General features: G+C 72.4%; 19 protein-coding genes. 8 read left to right on the top strand and 11 right to left on the bottom strand.

All coding sequences use genetic code 11. The features are described from left to right. Nucleotides 1-185 precede the first annotated feature (185 nt). Together GNZ18_RS15845 and GNZ18_RS15840 are read right to left on the bottom strand one after the other, a co-directional pair. Nucleotides 186-803, bottom strand: coding sequence for a pentapeptide repeat-containing protein (locus tag GNZ18_RS15845; protein ID WP_156217233.1), 618 nt, complete (start codon nt 801-803; stop codon nt 186-188). Nucleotides 804-851: 48 nt separating this feature from the next. Then, nucleotides 852-1,622, bottom strand: a complete 771-nt coding sequence (locus tag GNZ18_RS15840) for a Fic family protein (RefSeq protein ID WP_312874586.1) — start codon at nt 1,620-1,622, stop codon at nt 852-854. A 330-nt stretch (nt 1,623-1,952) separates the two neighbouring features. On the opposite strand from GNZ18_RS15840, the gene acs reads away from it, so the two are divergent. The 5 genes from acs to GNZ18_RS15815 all read left to right on the top strand — a co-directional run bounded on the left by acs (nt 1,953) and on the right by GNZ18_RS15815 (nt 7,508). Continuing rightward, nucleotides 1,953-3,917, top strand: coding sequence for an acetate--CoA ligase (gene acs, locus GNZ18_RS15835; RefSeq protein WP_156217232.1), 1,965 nt, complete (start codon nt 1,953-1,955; stop codon nt 3,915-3,917). A 449-nt stretch (nt 3,918-4,366) separates the two neighbouring features. Continuing rightward, the gene (gene nhaA, locus GNZ18_RS15830; protein WP_246249884.1) at nt 4,367-5,512 is read left to right on the top strand and encodes a Na+/H+ antiporter NhaA; all 1,146 of its coding nucleotides are present in this window, start codon (nt 4,367-4,369) and stop codon (nt 5,510-5,512) included. 90 nt (nt 5,513-5,602) lie between these two features. Continuing rightward, complete coding sequence (locus tag GNZ18_RS15825; protein WP_156217230.1) at nt 5,603-6,037, top strand: phage holin family protein; 435 nt, start codon at nt 5,603-5,605, stop codon at nt 6,035-6,037. A gap of 8 nt (nt 6,038-6,045) precedes the next feature. Beyond that, nucleotides 6,046-6,969, top strand: a complete 924-nt coding sequence (locus tag GNZ18_RS15820) for an alpha/beta fold hydrolase (protein WP_156217229.1) — start codon at nt 6,046-6,048, stop codon at nt 6,967-6,969. 29 nt (nt 6,970-6,998) lie between these two features. Further along, nucleotides 6,999-7,508, top strand: a complete 510-nt coding sequence (locus tag GNZ18_RS15815; RefSeq protein ID WP_156217228.1) for a DUF309 domain-containing protein — start codon at nt 6,999-7,001, stop codon at nt 7,506-7,508. Nucleotides 7,509-7,522: 14 nt separating this feature from the next. On the opposite strand, the gene GNZ18_RS15810 is transcribed toward GNZ18_RS15815, so the two are convergent. The 3 genes from GNZ18_RS15810 to nth all read right to left on the bottom strand — a co-directional run bounded on the left by GNZ18_RS15810 (nt 7,523) and on the right by nth (nt 10,464). Next, on the bottom strand, nt 7,523-8,719 hold the full coding sequence (locus GNZ18_RS15810) for a MarP family serine protease (RefSeq protein ID WP_214615578.1): 1,197 nt from the start codon (nt 8,717-8,719) through the stop codon (nt 7,523-7,525). 172 nt (nt 8,720-8,891) lie between these two features. Beyond that, the gene (locus tag GNZ18_RS15805) at nt 8,892-9,551 is read right to left on the bottom strand and encodes an NUDIX hydrolase (protein ID WP_374225405.1); all 660 of its coding nucleotides are present in this window, start codon (nt 9,549-9,551) and stop codon (nt 8,892-8,894) included. Nucleotides 9,552-9,708: 157 nt separating this feature from the next. Then, complete coding sequence (nth, locus tag GNZ18_RS15800; RefSeq protein WP_312874550.1) at nt 9,709-10,464, bottom strand: endonuclease III; 756 nt, start codon at nt 10,462-10,464, stop codon at nt 9,709-9,711. Nucleotides 10,465-10,577: 113 nt separating this feature from the next. On the opposite strand from nth, the gene GNZ18_RS15795 reads away from it, so the two are divergent. Then, nucleotides 10,578-11,264: a Crp/Fnr family transcriptional regulator gene (locus GNZ18_RS15795; RefSeq protein WP_067450375.1), complete on the top strand. Its 687-nt coding sequence runs from the start codon at nt 10,578-10,580 to the stop codon at nt 11,262-11,264. A gap of 76 nt (nt 11,265-11,340) precedes the next feature. Here GNZ18_RS15795 and GNZ18_RS15790 read toward each other — a convergent pair whose 3' ends face one another. The 5 genes from GNZ18_RS15790 to GNZ18_RS15770 form a co-directional block, all read right to left on the bottom strand. Beyond that, a complete protein-coding gene (locus GNZ18_RS15790; protein ID WP_312874549.1) occupies nt 11,341-12,126 on the bottom strand; it encodes an MBL fold metallo-hydrolase in 786 nt (261 codons plus the stop codon). 61 nt (nt 12,127-12,187) lie between these two features. Beyond that, complete coding sequence (locus GNZ18_RS15785; RefSeq protein WP_156217566.1) at nt 12,188-13,033, bottom strand: NUDIX hydrolase; 846 nt, start codon at nt 13,031-13,033, stop codon at nt 12,188-12,190. Between the two features lie 93 nt (nt 13,034-13,126). Then, nucleotides 13,127-13,588 (bottom strand): RidA family protein, encoded by a 462-nt coding sequence (locus GNZ18_RS15780; RefSeq protein ID WP_156217225.1) that lies wholly within the window; start codon nt 13,586-13,588, stop codon nt 13,127-13,129. A gap of 121 nt (nt 13,589-13,709) precedes the next feature. Continuing rightward, entirely contained in the window at nt 13,710-13,868 is a 159-nt protein-coding gene (gene sp36 / locus GNZ18_RS15775) for a Sp36 family protein (protein WP_021591512.1), read from the bottom strand. Between the two features lie 75 nt (nt 13,869-13,943). Continuing rightward, complete coding sequence (locus GNZ18_RS15770; RefSeq protein WP_156217224.1) at nt 13,944-14,345, bottom strand: winged helix-turn-helix transcriptional regulator; 402 nt, start codon at nt 14,343-14,345, stop codon at nt 13,944-13,946. Nucleotides 14,346-14,459: 114 nt separating this feature from the next. Between GNZ18_RS15770 and GNZ18_RS15765 the strand changes: the two genes are divergently transcribed. Further along, entirely contained in the window at nt 14,460-15,410 is a 951-nt protein-coding gene (locus GNZ18_RS15765; RefSeq protein WP_156217223.1) for an NADP-dependent oxidoreductase, read from the top strand. A 54-nt stretch (nt 15,411-15,464) separates the two neighbouring features. Here GNZ18_RS15765 and GNZ18_RS15760 read toward each other — a convergent pair whose 3' ends face one another. Further along, nucleotides 15,465-16,007, bottom strand: coding sequence for a MarR family winged helix-turn-helix transcriptional regulator (locus tag GNZ18_RS15760; protein WP_156217222.1), 543 nt, complete (start codon nt 16,005-16,007; stop codon nt 15,465-15,467). Nucleotides 16,008-16,099: 92 nt separating this feature from the next. Between GNZ18_RS15760 and GNZ18_RS15755 the strand changes: the two genes are divergently transcribed. Continuing rightward, complete coding sequence (locus tag GNZ18_RS15755; protein WP_156217221.1) at nt 16,100-17,398, top strand: MFS transporter; 1,299 nt, start codon at nt 16,100-16,102, stop codon at nt 17,396-17,398. Nucleotides 17,399-17,563 lie beyond the last annotated feature (165 nt).

Below are 17,563 nucleotides of genomic sequence, written 5' to 3'. Positions count from 1 at the left end.
CCGGGCACCCACGCGCGACCAGCCGCGGGAGGCGCGTCGAGACGGGCTTGACCCGCTCCGACGAACATGAGGTGCACGCTTGGTAACCCGGTGTGACGTGACTGGCGGCGGCGTCTCGTAGAGAGGCGCCGCTCGCTGTGCGCCTACGTGCCGCCCGCCTACGTGCTGCCGCTGTGGGCCGAGGTTCAGTCGCGCACGTCCAGGCCGAGCGTCGTCGCGATCACGACCGCCTGGTAGGGGTCGATCACCGCGTTCCTCAGTTCGACGGTGCGCGGGTCGACGGCGGACAGGTCGCTTCCGCGCAGGTCGCAGCGGGACAGGTGGGCCTTGTGCAGCCACGAGCCCGACAGGTCGACGCCCCGGATCGTGGCGCCCTCGCAGCGCGCGCCGGTGAGGTCGGCCTCCCGCATGCGGACGTCGGTGAACGACGCGCGTCGCAGATCGGCGCCCGGGAGGCCGGTGAACGACCAGTCGCCGCCCCGCACCTTGAGCAGGTCGTAGGTGCAGCCGTCGAACATGCTGCCCACGAGCTTGCAGCCGGTGAACGTCGTGTCGAAGAAGCGGCACCGGACGAACGTGCAGTTCACGAACGCCGAGTCGGTGTGGGTGGACGCGTTGAACCGGACGCCCCGGAACGTGCAGTCAGTGAAGGCCGCCCCCACGCCGCTGGCCTCGGTCATGTCCACATCCACGAACAGGACGCGTTCGTGCTGTTCGCCCGTCAGGTCCCGGGAGTCCCAGTCCGCGGACGAGACGGTCGTGTCGGTGGGCGCCGCGGGACGCCCGTGCATGCGATCGGCCATGGGACCACCATGACGTCTCCCACCGACAAGCGTCCCTTCAGGCGGACATCAGCCCCGCTGGTACGCCTCGCATATCGCCTGGGAGTCGCGCGCTGCGGCGGACGTGGCGGCCGCGCAGTGGGCGATCCACTCCACGACGCCCTCGGACGTGCCCGACGCGTATGCGCGGATGGCCTGGGCGTAGTCGTCGGCGAGTTCCGCATGCCCGACCTCAGGCGCGGTGAGCGATTTCGGGTCGAGACCCCGGGCGACGAGGGTGAGACGCTGCGCGGCGCGGGCGACGACGCCGTCCCCCCAGCCGAACGGACGCAGCGTCAGGATCTCGCCGTGCACGATGGCCGCGACCACGAGCGCAGGGGCGTTCGTGGGCTGGGTGAGCAGCCCGCTGAGCACGTCCAGCCGTGCCGCCACCTCGGAGGCGGGCGGAGGCTCGCCTAGGCCGAGGACGTCCCGCACAGGACGACCGTCCATGCGCGGGCGTCCGAGATCGGTGTTCTCGACGACGTCCGCTGCGGCGAGGACGTGCAGCCGCGCGAGAACCTGCCGTGGCGCCTGCCGCCACGTCTCAGTCAGCGGTCCGAGCTCCGCCGATACCCGCAGGGCACCCTGCACGACGGGGTCGGACGGGTGTTCTCCAGTGCGGAGCTCGTCCAAACCGACGGAAGCGCCTTCAAGGGCGGCCGACGCCCTGGCCCCGCGCAGCGCGGACTCGGTGGAGACCTCCGCGCTGCGTCGTCGCAGGACGCGATGGCCGAGCAGGCGGTCCACCGCCGTGCGCGCCTCGGCGACGGCGTCGGCCACGCCGGGCAGGTTCGCCACGTCCGCGAAGGCGTCCCGCGCGGACGCCCCGGACGCGTCGCGTCCGGATACGGCGGGCGCTCGGCGTCCAGAGGCATCGGTCACGGCCCGACCCTAGTTGGTCGCCGTCGTACGCTGAACAGCGCGGTTCCCGTTTCGCGTGCGGGGGCACGGCCGCTGTGTCGGGCATCACAGGGCATCCGTCCGGAGGCGGGCGCGCAAGGCGCCTTACGTGCTCAATACGTGGGAATTGGTGCTCAACACGTGGGAAGCGGCCTTGTGTGGGCGGGACCTTCCCTGGTGAAGTGGGCACACCGGGCGACCGTCGTTTCAGCTAGCGAGGAGTATGCGTTGAGCCAGAGCCAAGAGACACTGTCGAACCTCCTTCAGGAGACGCGGCGCTTCGCACCCCCGGCCGAGCTCGCCGAGTCGGCGAACGTCAAGGCCGAGGCGTATGACGAGGCGGCCGAGGATCGCCTGGGCTTCTGGGCCCGGCAGGCGGAACGGCTGACATGGTCCAAGCGCTGGGACGACGTCCTGGACTGGAGCAACCCGCCGTTCGCCAAGTGGTTCGTGGGCGGCGAGCTGAACGTCGCCTACAACTGCGTGGACCGGCATGTGGAGGCCGGGAAGGGCGCGAAGGTGGCCTTCCACTGGGAGGGCGAGCCGGGCGACAGCCGCACGCTCACCTACGCCGAGTTGCAGCGCGAGGTGAACAAGGCCGCGAACGCGCTGCTGGAGCTCGGCGTCGCCAAGGGCGACCGGGTCGCGATCTACCTGCCGATGATCCCGGAGCTGCCGATCTCGATGCTCGCGTGCGCGCGCATCGGCGCCACGCACTCGGTGGTGTTCGGCGGCTTCTCGGCGGACGCGCTGCGCACCCGCATCGACGACGCGCAGGCCAAGCTCGTCATCACGGCGGACGGCGGGTACCGGCGCGGCCAGGCGTCCGCGCTCAAGCCGACCGTGGACGAGGCCGTCGAGCAGACCCCGTCCGTGGGGAACGTGATCGTGGTGCGCCGCACCGGCCAGGAGGTCGCGCAGAACGAGCGCGACCTCTGGTGGGACGACGTGGTCGACCGGCAGAGCGACGAGCACACCGCCGAGCCCATGGACTCCGAGCACCCCCTGTACATCCTCTACACGTCCGGAACGACGGGTAAGCCCAAGGGGATCCTGCACACCACCGGCGGCTACCTGACCCAGGTCGCCTACACGCACCACGCGGTGTTCGACCTGAAGCCGGAAACCGACGTGTACTGGTGTTCGGCCGACATCGGCTGGGTGACCGGGCACTCCTACATCGTGTACGGGCCGCTCGCCAACGGCGCCACCAGCGTCATGTACGAGGGCACGCCCAACACGCCGCACCAGGGCCGCTGGTGGGAGATCATCCAGAAGTACAAGGTCTCCATCTTCTACACGGCGCCCACGGCGATCCGCACGTTCATGAAGTGGGGCGACGACATCCCCGCGCAGTTCGACCTGTCGTCCCTGCGCGTGCTCGGGAGCGTCGGCGAGCCGATCAACCCCGAGGCCTACGTCTGGTACCGGGAGCACATCGGCGCGGGCAGGACCCCGGTCGTGGACACCTGGTGGCAGACCGAGACCGGCGGCATCATGATCAGCCCGCTGCCGGGCGTCACGGAGGGCAAGCCGGGCGCGGCGATGCGTCCGCTGCCGGGCATCGCGGCGGACGTGGTCGACGACCAGGGCGAGCCCGTCCCGAACGGCGGCGGCGGGTTCCTGGTGGTCAAGGAGCCGTGGCCGTCCATGCTCCGCACCATCTGGGGCGACGACGAGCGCTACGTCAAGACGTACTGGTCGCGCTTCGAGGGCCTGTACTTCGCCGGTGACGGCGCCAAGAAGGACGAGGACGGCGACCTGTGGCTGCTCGGCCGGGTCGACGACGTCATGCTGGTGTCCGGCCACAACATCTCCACGACGGAGGTGGAGTCGGCGCTGGTCTCGCACCCGAAGGTCGCCGAGGCGGCCGTCGTCGGCGCGACCGACCCGGTGACCGGGCAGGCCATCGTCGCCTTCGTCATCCCGCGCGGCAGCGCGGGCGACGTCGAGGGCGAGGACTTCCTCAAGGAGCTGCGCGACCACGTCTCCAAGACGCTCGGCCCGATCGCCAAGCCCCGCCAGATCATGATCGTCCCGGAGCTGCCCAAGACCCGCTCCGGCAAGATCATGCGCCGGCTGCTGCGTGACGTCGCCGAGAACCGCAGCATCGGGGACGTCTCCACGCTGGCCGACAGCACCGTGATGGACCTCATCTCCGAGAAACTCCCCAGCGCCAAGTCGGAGGACTGACCCGCACGCCCACGCGGACGGCCCGGCCCGCATCCGCCGGCCGTTCGGCATGCCGTGCATGCCGTGCATGCCGAACGCCCTTGCACACGATGGCCCGCGTCCAGGACGGCCCATACGCCCCGTCCTGCTCGCGGGCCTTCGCATGCACACCGGCAACCGCAGCCGCTCGACCGCGTCGCCGCGTGGGCGTGTGGGGCGTGAGCTCGGATGTTGTGGGTAAGGTGCGCAGAGGAGCGCCGGGAAGTCTGGTCGGCAGGGGGTCGTGCCCGTCATGGACGGGGGTCGGCCCCGATCAGGCCGTTCGTCGACTTCTCGGGGGTTTGCCCATGCCGCGCCAGTCCGCGCCGCGACACTCCACGTCTCGCCGGTCCACGCCCAGCCGTGTCGCCGCCAGCTGGCCGTTCCGCCCCACCGTCCGCTACAGCAGGCAGGTCGCGAAGGCGCTCCGGATGGAGACGGTCGGCGGCGTCATCATGCTGTTCGCGGCCGTGGCGGCGCTCGTCTGGGCGAACACCCCGTGGGGGGAGTCCTACACCGACTTGCAGCAGTACGAGATCAGTCCGGGCTGGCTGCACATAGGGCACATGGACGTGCAGCACTGGGCGTCCAGCGCGCTGCTGGCGGTGTTCTTCTTCATCGCCGGGCTTGAGCTGCGCGAGGAGCTGACGCACGGCGAGCTGCGGCACGCCCGGGACGCGGCGCTGCCGGTGATCGCGGCGACCGCCGGGGTGGTGGTGCCGGCGGTGATCTTCCTGGCCGTGAGCGCGGGCGAACCGGGGGCGGCGAAGGGCTGGGCGGTGCCGACCGCCACCGACATCGCGTTCGCGCTCGCCGTGCTCGCGGTAACGTTCTCGTCCTGCCCGGCGCCCCTGCGCGCTTTCCTGCTGACGCTCGCCGTGGTGGACGACCTGATCGCCATCACCATCATCGCGCTCTTCTACACCGACTCCTTGGAGTGGATCCCCCTGGCCCTCGCGGTGCTGCTGATAGCCGCCTACGGGGTCTCGCAGTCCAGGGGCGTGCGTTCGCCATGGGTCTATGTGCCGCTGGCCGTGGTCGCCTGGTACTGCGTCCAGCGGAGCGGGGTCCACGCCACGGTGGCCGGTGTGGCCCTGGGGATGTTGACCAGCCCCAAGGAGACGCCCGACGAGCGGCCCACGAACGCCGAGCGCGCCGACCACGCCCTGCGGCCGTTCTCCGCCGGTGTGTGCGTCCCCCTGTTCGCGTTCCTGTCGGCCGGGGTGACGCTCAGCGCGTCCTCCCTGGGCGCGGTGTTCACCGACCGGGTGGCCCTCGGGGTGATCGCGGGGCTGGTGATCGGTAAGTTCGTGGGTGTCCTCGGCGGAGCCTGGGCGGCCGTGCGGCTCGGCCTGGCGACGCTCGGAGGGGATCTGCACTGGCGTGAGATCGCGGGAGTCGCGATGCTCGCCGGGGTGGGTTTCACCGTTTCCCTGCTGATCGGCGGTTTGGCCTACACCGACCCGTCACAATTCGAGAGAGTGACGACTGCGGTCCTGATCGCGAGCGTCCTCGCCTCGGCGGCCGCCACCGTCGTCTTCCGCAGGAGGGTGCGGCAGCGCGCGCGCCTGGACTGACGTGGTGACATCGGGTGGCCGGACGAGCCGTCCGGCTGACAGGCTTGGACCAGCCGGGAAGCCGGGGGGCTCTGAGAGGAGAACAGCGATATGTCCGAGGCACTGCCGGGCGAGCGCGTCGAGGACAAATCCCTCGGCGAGCTGGTCGCACTGGCGTCCAGCAACATCTCCAACCTGGTCAGGGCGGAGATGGACCTGGCCAAGCTGGAGTTGAAGGCCGACGCCAAGAAGGCCGCGCTCGGTAGCGTGATGTTCAGCATCGCCGCGCTGATCGGGGGGCTGATCGTCATCCTGCTGTCGATCGCGGCGGCCTACGGCCTGGTCGCGCTCGGCATCTGGCACTGGGCGGCGTTCCTGATCGTCTCGGGCGTGTACCTGCTGCTCGCCGCCGTCCTGATCGGCATCGGCTACCTGCGCATCCGCAAGATCGACGGGGCGAAGCGGACGCGCCGGACGCTGAAGGACGACCTGAGCATGCTGCGGCACCGCGGCGATCCCGGCGACACCCCCGCGCTCAAGGACTGAGCCACGCCATGGCCGGGCACGACGCGTCGCTCGTCGAGGTGGACGGACCGTGGGCCCACCGGGCGGTCAGCGCGGGCGGGACGCGGTTCCACGTCGTCGAGATGGGCGAGGGGCCGCTCGTGCTGCTGCTGCACGGCTTCCCGGAGTTCTGGTGGTCGTGGCACAACCAGCTGGTCTCGCTCGCCGCGGCGGGCTTCCGCGCGGTCGCGGCGGACCTGCGCGGCTACGGGGGCAGTGACAAACCGCCGCGCGGCTACGACCTCGTCACCCTGGCCGGGGACGCGGCCGGGCTCGTCCGCGCCCTGGGCGAGGCCGGCGCGATCGTGGTCGGGCACGACTGGGGCGGGCTGCTGGCCTGGACGATGGCCGTCTACCACCCGAAGGTCGTCCAGCGCCTGGCGGTGGTGGGCGCCCCGCATCCGCTGCGCCTGCGGCAGGCCGTCCGGGGCGACCCGCGCGGCCAGGGGTGGGCGGCGCGGCACACGTTCGGCTTCCAGGTCCCCATGTGGCCCGAGCGGCGCCTCCTGCGCGACGACGCGGCCCTGGTGGGGCACCTTCTGCACGACTGGTCCGGGCCCGGCTGGCCGGACGAGCGCACCGAGCGGCTCGTCCGGCGCGCCGTGCAGATCCCGGGGACGGCGCACTGCGCGCTCGAATACCACCGCTGGCTGATCCGCTCCCAGCCGCGTCCGGACGGCATCCGGTACGCGCACCGCATGCGCACGCCCATCCAGGTGCCCACCCTCCAACTGCACGGGGCCCTGGACACGTGCACCCTCCCCGGCAGCGCCCAGGGTTCCGGGCGCTACGTCACGGCCCCCTACAGATGGAAGCTCATCGAGGGCGCCGGGCACTTCCCGCATGAGGAACGTCCTCGCGCGTTCGACTCCCAACTCCTCGGCTGGCTGGCCGACCCGGAGCCCGACCGCTGACCGCCGCGTCCCGTGCGTACCGTGGAGGCATGCGGGACGAGGCGGAACGCGCGAACGGGCAAGGCGAGGCGGCGCGCGGGGCGGCGCGGGACCGGGACGAGGCGGGGAGGCCGCGCAACGCGCGGCCGCGTGACGCGTACGGGCGTCCGCTGCCCCATGGCGTCGGCGGGATCCCCACGATGCCCGACGACCTCCACCTGGAGCCCGCGGAGGCGCTCGTGCAAGCACAACGCCTCCTGGACGACGACCGTCCGTTCCACGCGCACGAGGTCCTCGAAGCCGTCTGGAAGGCCGCGGCGGAGGACGAGCGGGAGCTGTGGCGGGGCCTGGCCCAGGTCGCCGTGGGCGTCACCCATCTGCGCAGGGGCAACCTGAAGGGCGCCCAGGCGCTGCTCAGCCGCGCCGCGGACAGGCTGGAGCCCTTTACGGCGAACCCACCTCACGGCATAGACGTGGACGGGGTCGTCCAGCGGGTCCGCTCCCTCGCGGACCGCCCTGATGAAGGGCCCGTGGACCTGGTCCTCACGAAGCCGCGCTAGATCCGGGAGGAGCGTCAGTCCGAGCAGTCCTGGGTGTCCACGGCGGCCGTCAGGGTCGCGCCGACGCGCGCGTCCGGGGAGACCTCCTCGGCGGTGAGCGCGTAGCCGGTGGCCGGGGTGTCCAGGGCGGCGGCGAAGATGACGCCGTAGACGCGGCCGTCCGTCGACAGCAGGGGGCCGCCGGAGTTGCCCGGCTCGACCTTCCCTCGGATGGCGTAGATCTCGCGGCTGACCTGGCCGCTGTGGTAGATGTCCGGGCCGCGCGCGGTCTGCCGGGCGCGGATGCGGGCCGCGCCCGTCCGGAACGGCTGGTTCTTCGGGAAGCCCGCGATGATCGCGTTGTCGCGGGCCCTGGCCGACTCGGCGAACTTCACCGCCGGCGCGTCCAGGCCGGGGACGTAGAGGATCGCGATGTCGCGCTTGGGGTTGTAGAGGACGACCCGCCCGTGCTCGTTGGAGCCGTCCAGCGACTGGACGAGCGAGGCGCCGCGCGCACCGGCGACGACGTGCGCGTTCGTCATGACGTGGTTGGGCGCGAACACGAATCCGGTGCCCTCGATCTTCCGCTCGCACTCCGGCGCCCGGCTGACGATCTTGACGATGCTGCGCCGGACGTTGCGCAGCGCGCCGGTGTTCAGGATCGAGTCGTCCGGCGGCGGCACCTGCACGACCGACTCGCCGCCGAGGCCGTTGAAGACCTGCGGGAACTCGCTGTCCTTCACGAACCCGTTGAACGAGGAGACCCAGCCCTGGGCCCGCGGGGGCATCGCGTCGTTGATGCCGTTGAGGACCGAGGAGCCGTTGACCTGGGTCCGGACCGGCTTGAACTCCGAGTGGGCGAACAGGTTCCCGAAGAACACGGCGACGATCAGCAGCGACAGCATGCTGACGAAGGTGCCGCCGACCGCGTCCGCGGTCCGCGCGTTCATGCCCGTGACCCGGTTGCGCAGGACGGCGCCCAGCGAGGACGCGACGAGCTGGCCGAACGTCGCGGCCAGGAAGGCGATGACGATGGCGAGCAGTGCCTGCTGCGCCCCGCCGTCCACGGTGAACTCGGCGATCGGCGGCGCGATGAGCACGCCCGCGACCGCGCCGCCGACGAAGCCGACGAAGCTCAGCAGGCTCACGATGAAGCCCTGCCGGTAGCCCGAGATTCCGAACAGCACGACGAGCACGAGGAGGATGAGATCGAGAACGTGGTCGTGCAGCACCGCTTCACCGTATAGGGCGCCGGGTGTCCCGCACGTCCCCTCTCCGTACCAGATTGGGGCCCCGCGGGTAGCCGTCCGGGGCGATGCGGGAACGTCACCGTCCGCTCACGGACGGGCACTCGCGCCTGACCTGCCGGACACCGAGCGCCCTGGGCGGAGGCCCGGAGGCGGGCTAGCGCCGCCCCCGCGGGTTCGCGACCTGCGGCGGAAGCTCCTCGACGTGCTCCTCGTCCCAGGGGCGGTTCCAGCCGCCGACCGTCAGCACCTGGTTGAGCAGCGCGCCCGTGAACCCCCACACGAGCATGCCGCGGACGCGGAACGCCGGGCCCAGCTTGATCCCGGACGGATGCCGGACCGTCAGCCGGTTCGCCGGATCGACCAGCTCGGAGATCGGCACCCGCGCCACCGTCGCGACCTCCCCCGGGTGGCCCGGCGCGATCTCGGACGGCTCCCGCCACCACGCCGCGACGGGCGTCACCCTGTGCTCGCTGTAGGACAGATAGAGCTCCGGAAGCGAGCACAGGACGTCCACGCCGGACGGCTCGACCCCCGCCTCCTCCCACGCCTCCCGCAGCGCCGCCGCGACCGGCCCGTCGTCCTCGGGGTCGATGCGGCCGCCGGGGAACGCGGGCTGACCGGCGTGCTTGTTGAGGGTGGCGGCCCGTTCGGTGAGCAGGACGTCCGGCCCCTCCGGGCCCTCCCCGAAAAGGATCAGCACCGCCGCGGCGCGCGCCTGCCGCGACGGCTCGAAGAACGGCGGCACCGGCATGCGCGGCGCCTCCGCGCGGAAGCAGTCGAGCCACGGCGGGCAGGTCAGTGGGGTCTCGGTCACGGCTGTCCCAACCTCGGAACGGTGGCGTTCCTTCCCGGTGAGGCATTTGGGACGGGCCGGGGAGCGTTCCAGCCGTCCGGGCGGGGCATGAGACGACCGGACGTCGGCCACGCGGGCGCGGGCACCGGCGGGGGAGGCGGCGTCGGGGCGGATGGCATCAGGAGAACGGACCCGGCTTGACCAGCTTGGCGGCGGTGGCCTCGTCGGTCGGCCCCTCGCCGAAGGACGGGCACAGGCGGGCGAGCGGGCAGGCGCCGCAGGCCGGGCGCCGCGCGTGGCAGATCCGGCGGCCGTGCCAGATCAGCCGGTGCGACAGCATCGTCCAGTCCTTGCGGGGGATCAGCTCGCCGATCTCCGTCTCGACCTTCACCGGGTCGGTCTCCTCCGTCCAGCCGAAGCGGCGGGCGAGGCGGCCGAAGTGGGTGTCGACGGTGATCCCCGGGACGTCGAAGGCGTTGCCGAGCACGACGTTGGCGGTCTTGCGCCCGACGCCGGGCAGCGTGACCAGGTCCTTGAGCCTGCCCGGGACCTCGCCTCCGTACCGTTCGCTGAGGTCGTGCCCGAGCTTCATCAGGTTGTTCGTCTTGGCCCGGAAGAACCCCGTGGACTGGATCATCCCCTCCAGTTCCGCCCGGTCGGCGGCGGCGTAGTCCTCGGCGGTCCGGTACCGGGCGAAGAGAGCCGGTGTGACGGCATTCACCCGCCGGTCCGTACACTGGGCGGACAGGATCGTGGCGACCAACAGCTCAAGTGGATTCGTGAAGTCCAGCTCACAGTGGGCGTCGGGGTAGAGCACGGCGAGCTCGCGGTTGATCCGCCGGGCGCGGCGGACGAGCGCGAGGCGCGTCTCTTCCCGGGGCCGGCGGGGCCGGGAGGGCGCCGCCGCGGGGGCGGGACTACCGTTGCGAGGCACGAGGGCAAGGGTAGTTGTTCGGTCCCGCGTTTCGGCGCGCCGTGACCCTACCTTCACGTCCGCCGTGGGACGTAGGTCACACTATGCATGTAGGTGTTCGAGGAGGAGAAAGCGTGACCGACCGCGACGTGGACGTTCTGAGCAGAGCCCCGCTCTTCGAGGCCCTCGACGAGCAGGGCGCCAAGGCGCTGCGCGCCAACGTGACCGAGGTGCGGCTCGCCCGCGGTCAGACGCTGTTCAACGAGGGTGAGACGGGCGACCGGCTGTACGTCGTCCTGGAAGGCAAGATCAAGCTGACCCGGACGGCGCCGGACGGCAGGGAGAACCTGCTGAGCGTGCTCGGCCCGAGCGAGATGTTCGGCGAGCTGTCGCTGTTCGACCCGCGCCCCCGCACCGCCAGCGCGATCGCGGTGACCGAGTGCCGGCTCGCCGGGCTCGGCCACGACGATCTCCGGCCGTGGCTGACCGGGCACCCCGAGGTGGCCGTCCAGCTGCTGCGCGCCCTGGCCCAGCGGTTGCGCAAGACCAACGACGTGATGGCCGACCTGGTGTTCACCGACGTCCCCGGGCGTGTCGCCAAGGCGCTGCTCGACCTGGCCGAGCGCTTCGGGCAGCCGTCGGAGGCCGGGCTGCACGTCCACCACGACCTCACGCAGGAGGAGCTGGCGCAGCTCGTCGGCGCGTCCCGCGAGACGGTCAACAAGGCCCTGGCCGACTTCGCGCAGCGCAACTGGCTGCGGATCGAGGCGCGGGCCGTGGTGATCCTGGACATCGACCGGCTCCGCAAGCGCTCCAAGTAGCCGCGTCCCCCACCCCCCGCACGATCACGCCATCGAAGCCGTGGTCGTGCGAATCCCCCTCGTCTCCGGACGCGGTTCAGTCGCGCGTTCGCAGATACTCCAGCTGCGACTCGACGGACCACTCGGCGGCGGGCCACAGCGACCTGTCGACGTCGGCGTAGACGCGTTCGACGACCTCGCGGGCGGTCCGCGCGCCCGCCGCGACGGCCGCCTCGACCTGGGCGAGGCGCTGGCGGCGGTGGTCGATGTAGTGGTCGAGGACGGCGAGCGGATCGTCCAGCTTCGGCCCGTGACCGGGGAGGATCGCGGCGGCCCCGGCCTCCGCGGCGAACGCCCGCAGCCGGTCCAGCGAACCGAGGTAGTCCCCCAGCTTGCCCGCCAGCACGGTCGTCCCGGACCCGAGGACCGTGTCGCCGGTCATGATCGCGCCGTCGGCCGGCAGCCAGAACGTGACCGAGTCGTCGGTGTGGCCGGGCGTCTCCAGAACGCGCAGCTCCAGGCCGCCCGTGGTGATCACGTCCCCCTCGGCCAGGCCCTCGTCGCCGAGGCGGTGCCGGGGGTCGAACGCGCGGACCCTGACACCGTCACCGGCGAGCCGGGCGAACGTCGCCGCGCCCTCCGAGTGGTCCGCGTGGCCGTGGGTCAGCAGGACGAGGGCCACCCGCCGTTCCTGGGCCGTCGCCTCGGCCAGGACGCGGCGCAGGTGCCGCTCGTCCTCGGGCCCCGGGTCGATGACCACGACCTCGCCGACACCGGGTTCGGCGAGGATCCAGGTGTTCGTGCCGTCCAAGGTCATCGCGGACGGATTCGGCGCGAGTACGCACCTCGCCCGTTCCGTCCCCATCCCGTCGATCTCGCTCATCCACCCCATACTGCCCGAGACCCGATCGGCCCGCCGGACCGGCCTCCACCGCTCCGGCGCGTCATCGCGCGGCGTAGTAGCGCTCGATGTCCCTGGGCAGGACGAGGTACACCTCACCGTCGACGATCTCCGCCTCGGGCTCGTAGGCGATGATCTCGCGGGGCGCGGCCAGGACGTCCGCGACCGTCTCGAACGCGGCCAGTTCCGACAGCGTCGCCACGGTCGGCGGCAGCATCAGCCACTCGCCCGTGCGGCCGCGCTCGGCCGCCTCCGCCGGGCGCACCCAGGCGACCCGGTCGGCCTCGGTGCTGACGTCCCCGGCGCGCTGCCCGGCGGGGATCGCGGCGACGAAGAACCGCGTGTCGTAGCGCTTCGGCTCCACCGCCGGAGTGATCCAGTGCGCCCACGGCCGGAGCAGGTCCGACCGCAGGACCAGACCGCGCCGGTCGAGGAAGCCCGCCAGCGACTGGGAACGATCCAGCAGCGCCTGGCGATCGGCCTCCCAGTCGTCCCCGCGGGTGTCGCCCACGACCGTCTCGGCGCTCGGGCCCGCGAGCAGGACGAGGCTCTCCTCGAACGTCTCCCGGACGGCCGCGCAGACCAGCTCGCGGGCGAGCGTCTCGTCGGCGTCGAACGCCGCCCCCCACGCGGCGGGCGACGGGCCGGACCAGGCGAGCGACGCCTCCCCGTCCCGCGGGTCGACCGCCCCGCCGGGGAACACGTAGGCGCCCGGCGCGAACGCCATCGACCGGACGCGCCGCAGCAGGAACACCTGGAGGCCGTGCTCGTCGTGATCGCGGATCACGGCGACCGTCGCCGCGGGCCGCGCGGGGGCCGGCTCGACCCGTCCGGACAGGACGTCCTCGGCCCTCGTCCACAACTCCCGGGGCAGCCGCCGGCCCCTCATCGCCGACCGGCCGCGGCCGGGCACCGCAAGATCCTCATGGCCCGCCATTCGGACATACCGCAGGTCTTCCCGTCAAGCCGGACGATCACCCGGTCAGCGGACCTCGGCGATGACCTCGACCTCGACCGCCGCGTCGCGCGGCAGGACGGAGACGCCCACGGCGCTGCGCGCGTGCCGGCCCGCCTCCCCGAACACCTCGCCGAACAGCTCGCTCGCCCCGTTGACCACCTTCGGCTGGCCGTGGAAGCCGGGGTCGCTGGCGACGAAGCCGACGACCTTCACGATCCGCGCGATCCTGGACAGCTCGCCGACCTCGGCCCTGAGCGCCGCGATCGCGTTCAGCGCGCAGATCCGGGCCTGCTCGACCGCCTGCTCCTCGGTCACCCCGGCGCCCACCTTGCCGACGACGGCCAGTTCGCCCTTGACGAGGGGAAGCTGCCCGGCGGTGTAGACGAGCGAGCCCGTCCGGGCCGTCGGGACGTAGGACGCGAGCGGCGCGGCGACCTCCGGGATCTCCAGTCCGAGCTCGCTGATCCGCTCCTCGGGCGTACTCATGGCCACTCCCCTCCCCAGCGGCGACGGGCCGGGCGGCCCACGCACCGATCAAGCTTCGCACAGCCCTCGCCGCCCGGCGCCGCCCGATTCGCGACTCGTCGACGGCGCCGCGCGGTCGGCGTCAGGACTGGACTTCGCGCTTGAAGTACGCCACGAGGTTCTCCGGGTTCGGTCCCGGCAGGACGGTGACGAGTTCCCACCCGTCCTGGCCCCAGTTGTCGAGGATCTGCTTGGTCGCGTGAACCAGCAGCGGAACGGTCGCGTACTCCCACTTCTTCATGGCCATCACCCTAGCGATCGGCCCGTCCCCGACCGTCCCGAACCCACCGTCTGGAAGTGCTTTGAGAAGCCGGCCTTACGTGCGCGTCGCGTCGTAGTGCGCGCGCGCCTCGTCCACTTCGCCCATATGGCGGTCCGCCCATTGCCGGACCGCGTCCAGTAGCGGGATCAGCCGTTCGCCCAGAACCGTGAGCGTGTACTCCACCTGGACCGGCACGGTCGGTGTCACGCTCCGCGCCACGAATCCGTCCCGTTCGAGTGAGCGGAGTGTCTGCGTGAGCATCTTCGCGCTCACACCGGGCAGGGCGCGGCCCAGATCGGCGTACCTGCGCGGTCCGTCCTCCAGCCGCAGCAGGATCATCGAGCTCCATTTGTTGCCGATGATGCCGCGCAGGCGGTGCGTCGGACACTCGTCCATGTAGGCGTCGAACTCCGCCTTCGCCTCCTGCCGGCGCCGCGCCGCCGTCATCGTGGTCATGGGCTGGACTCACCTCCGGGTGCTGAACGCACTTGGCGGTAACTCCTTCCCGTCCGGTGATGTTCCGGTGAGAGTGGGCCGCACGCAGATCCCCGCTGACACAGGAGCACTGGCATGCGCGCATTCACCGTGACCGCACCCGGCGGTCCCGAGGCCCTGACGGCCGCGGACGTGGAAGAACCCGCCCCCGGGCCGGGCCAGGTGCGGGTCCGGGTGGCGGCCGCCGCGGTCAACCCGGTGGACGCGGCGACCCGCTCGGGCGCCCTCGCGGACGCCGGGCTGATGGCCGGATCCAGCGCCGACCGCCCCGTCGGCATCGGCTGGGACGTCGCCGGGGTCGTGGACGCGGTCGGCACCGGCGTCACCCGCCTCACGCCGGGCGACCGGGTCATCGGGCTCCAGGACCGCCTCGACGCCCCCCTCGGCACCTATGCCGACGCCGTCGTCCTGGACGTGGACGCCGTGACCCGCGCGCCGCGCACCATCGACGACGTCCACGCGGCGACGCTCCCGCTGAACGGTCTCACCGCGCTCCAGGCCCTTGACCTGCTGGACCTCCCGCCCGGCGGCACGCTGCTGGTCACCGGCGCGGCGGGCGCGGTCGGCGGCTACGCGGTCGAACTCGCCGCCGAGCGCGGGCTGCGCGTCGTGGCCACCGCGTCGGCGGACGACGAGACCCTGGTGCGCGACCTGGGCGCCGAGCTGTTCGTCCCGCGCGGCGCACACCTCGGCGACGCCGTCCGCGCCCTGGTTCCCGGAGGCGTCGACGGCGCGGTGGACGCGGCGCTCCTGGCGGCCGCCGCCCTGGACACCGTCCGGCGCGGCGGGACCTTCGTCGCCGTGAACGGAGGCCCTGCCGTCCCGTTGCCGTTGCGCGGGATCCGCGTCCACAACGTGTGGATCCGCGCGGACGCCGCCCAACTCGCGCAGCTCACCGCCCTCGTGGACGCGGGCCGCCTCACCACCCGCGTCGCCGCCACGCTCCCCTTGGCGGAAGCGGTCGAGGCCCACGTCCGGCTGGAGTCGGGCGCCCCCTTGCGCGGCCGCCTCGTCCTGGTCCCCTGACGGCGCCCGCCCTTCCCGAGCCCGCCGAGCCGCCGCGTCCGCCGACGTCCCCGCTCAGCCCCGCTCGGCCCGGATCATGATGCGGCGCAGGAGGTCGGAAAGGGTCCGCCGCTCCTCCGCGTCCAGCGCGTTGAGCGTGCGCTCCTCCTCATGCCCGACACCGCCGATCGCCCCGCGCCAGGTGGCCCGCCCCTCCTCGGTGAGCTCCACGACGACGCGGCGGCGGTCGGTGGCGGACGGCTTCCGGCGGACGAAGCCGCGGCGCTCCAGCGCGTCCAGCCGTCCGGTGATCGAGTTGGGTGCCATCCCGAGGTCGGCGGCGAGTTCCGAGGGCGCGGCCCGGCCGTGCCGCCCGGCGAGCGCGTGCAGCGTGTCGTACTCGTGCCGCTGGAGCCCGTACTCGCTCAGCGACCTCTCACGGATGCGCTTGAGGTGCTCGACGAAGAACACCATGCGGGTGACGGCACCCTCGATGTCCGGGTCGAGGTCGAGCATGATCGGCATCCATCGCTCCACATGGGCGTCCGTCCGATCCCGCACGTCCCCGCCTGGCTCGTCGCCCCCGGGGTGCCGGCGCGAGTCCTCTCTGTGCCCCATGCACGGATCGTAGGCCCCGCGCCCTCCCCGCATACCGTCGGTGTCGAATAATTCGCTGGCGAATAATTCTTTGACGAATTACATTGTCCGCCATGGCTCATCCCCTCCACGGCCGCGACTTCCGCCTGCTCTTCGCCGCGCGCACCCTGTCCATGACGGGGGACGCGGCGGTTCCGGCGGCGCTCGCGCTGGCCGTCCTGCGGACGACCGGCTCCACGTCCGCGCTCGCGCTCGTCCTGGGCTGCGCGATGGTGCCCCGCCTGCTCCTGCTGCCGATCGGCGGCGTCGTCGCCGACCGCTTCAACGCCCGCACCGTCGCGCTCGTCACGGACCTGGTCGGATGCGCCGCCCAGCTCTTCGCCGGCCTCGAACTGCTCAGCGGGCGGGCGGAACTGTGGCACCTCGCCCTCGCACAGGTGATCGGCGGGACGGCCTCGGCCTTCCAGGCGCCGACCATCTCGCCCCTGGTCGCCGGCACCGTGGAGGCGCCCGGTCTGCACAAGGCCAACTCCGTGCTGGGCACGACGAACGGCGCCACCCGCCTGATCGGCCCCGCCCTGGCCGGGACGTTCGTGCTGACGATCGGCCCCGGCTGGACGTTCGTCCTCGACTCCGCCTCGTTCGCCCTCAGCGGCGCCCTCCTCGCGGCGACCCGCGTCCGGCACGTGCCGATCCCGCACCGCTCGCTCCGCGCGGACCTGGCCGAGGGCTGGTCGGAGGTCCGCTCCCGCGACTGGTACTGGACGAGCCTGATCGCGCATTCCGTCTGGAACGGGGCGTCCGCCGTCCTGCTCACCCTCGGGCCCGCACTCGCGGTGGAGCGGCTCGGCGGCGAGGGGGCCTGGATCGCGACCGTCCAGGTCGGCGCGGTCGGCCTGGTCATGGGCGCCCTCCTGGCCACCAGGGTCCACCCGCGCCGCCCCGTGCTCGTCGCGAACGCGGGGCTCGCGGTGTTCGCGGTCCCCCTCGCCCTGCTGGCCGTCGCCGCACCGGCGCCCCTCGTCATCGGCACGTACGGCCTGGCCCTCATCGGGCTGGGCCTCCTCAACCCGCTGTGGGAGACCGTCGTCCAGCTGACCGTCCCGCAACAGGCGCTGGCCCGCGTGACGTCCTACGACTGGCTGCTCTCGCTCGCCGCCGCACCCGTCGCCTACGCCCTGGCCCCGTGGGCGGCGTCGGCCTGGGGCTCGTCCACACCCCTCATGATCGCCGCCTGCCTGGTCGCCGTGAGCTGCCTGGGAACGATCGCGGTCCCCAGCGTCCGCAACCTCCAAATGCCAACCACCCCACCCCCAACCCAACCAACCCCAGCCCAAACCCCACACGCCCCAGCCCCAGCCCCAGCCCCAGCCCCAGCCCGAACCTCCCACAACCCAGCCCCGGCCCCCTGACCGCCCCTCCATGCGCCGACCCCAGCCAGCCCACACGGTCACGCGGTCACGCGGTCACGCGGCACACCTGCTCCGCCACCACCAAGCCCAGCCCGAGAAACCCACACGCCCCAGCCCCCTGACCGCCCTCCATGCACCAGCCCCCCAAACCAGCCCACGCCGCCA

This window comes from Actinomadura litoris, assembly GCF_009733595.1.
Classification (GTDB): Bacteria; Actinomycetota; Actinomycetes; order Streptosporangiales; family Streptosporangiaceae; genus Spirillospora; species Spirillospora litoris.
The sequence above is the reverse complement of the archived record's forward strand: the minus strand, read 5'-3'. Positions and strand labels throughout refer to the sequence as shown.

Excerpts from the sequence above, each read along its gene's own strand:
- GNZ18_RS15770 (WP_156217224.1), bottom strand. The coding sequence starts at position 14,345 with ATGACCACGATGACGGCGGCGCGGCGCCGGCAGGAGGCGAAGGCGGAG.
- GNZ18_RS15825 (WP_156217230.1), top strand. The coding sequence starts at position 5,603 with ATGTCCGAGGCACTGCCGGGCGAGCGCGTCGAGGACAAATCCCTCGGC.
- GNZ18_RS15760 (WP_156217222.1), bottom strand. The coding sequence starts at position 16,007 with ATGGGGCACAGAGAGGACTCGCGCCGGCACCCCGGGGGCGACGAGCCA.
- GNZ18_RS15755 (WP_156217221.1), top strand. The coding sequence starts at position 16,100 with ATGGCTCATCCCCTCCACGGCCGCGACTTCCGCCTGCTCTTCGCCGCG.
- GNZ18_RS15820 (WP_156217229.1), top strand. The coding sequence starts at position 6,046 with ATGGCCGGGCACGACGCGTCGCTCGTCGAGGTGGACGGACCGTGGGCC.
- GNZ18_RS15815 (WP_156217228.1), top strand. The coding sequence starts at position 6,999 with ATGCGGGACGAGGCGGAACGCGCGAACGGGCAAGGCGAGGCGGCGCGC.
- GNZ18_RS15790 (WP_312874549.1), bottom strand. The coding sequence starts at position 12,126 with ATGAGCGAGATCGACGGGATGGGGACGGAACGGGCGAGGTGCGTACTC.
- GNZ18_RS15845 (WP_156217233.1), bottom strand. The coding sequence starts at position 803 with ATGGCCGATCGCATGCACGGGCGTCCCGCGGCGCCCACCGACACGACC.
- GNZ18_RS15780 (WP_156217225.1), bottom strand. The coding sequence starts at position 13,588 with ATGAGTACGCCCGAGGAGCGGATCAGCGAGCTCGGACTGGAGATCCCG.
- nhaA (WP_246249884.1), top strand. The coding sequence starts at position 4,367 with ATGGAGACGGTCGGCGGCGTCATCATGCTGTTCGCGGCCGTGGCGGCG.
- GNZ18_RS15765 (WP_156217223.1), top strand. The coding sequence starts at position 14,460 with ATGCGCGCATTCACCGTGACCGCACCCGGCGGTCCCGAGGCCCTGACG.
- GNZ18_RS15785 (WP_156217566.1), bottom strand. The coding sequence starts at position 13,033 with ATGAGGGGCCGGCGGCTGCCCCGGGAGTTGTGGACGAGGGCCGAGGAC.
- sp36 (WP_021591512.1), bottom strand. The coding sequence starts at position 13,868 with ATGAAGAAGTGGGAGTACGCGACCGTTCCGCTGCTGGTTCACGCGACC.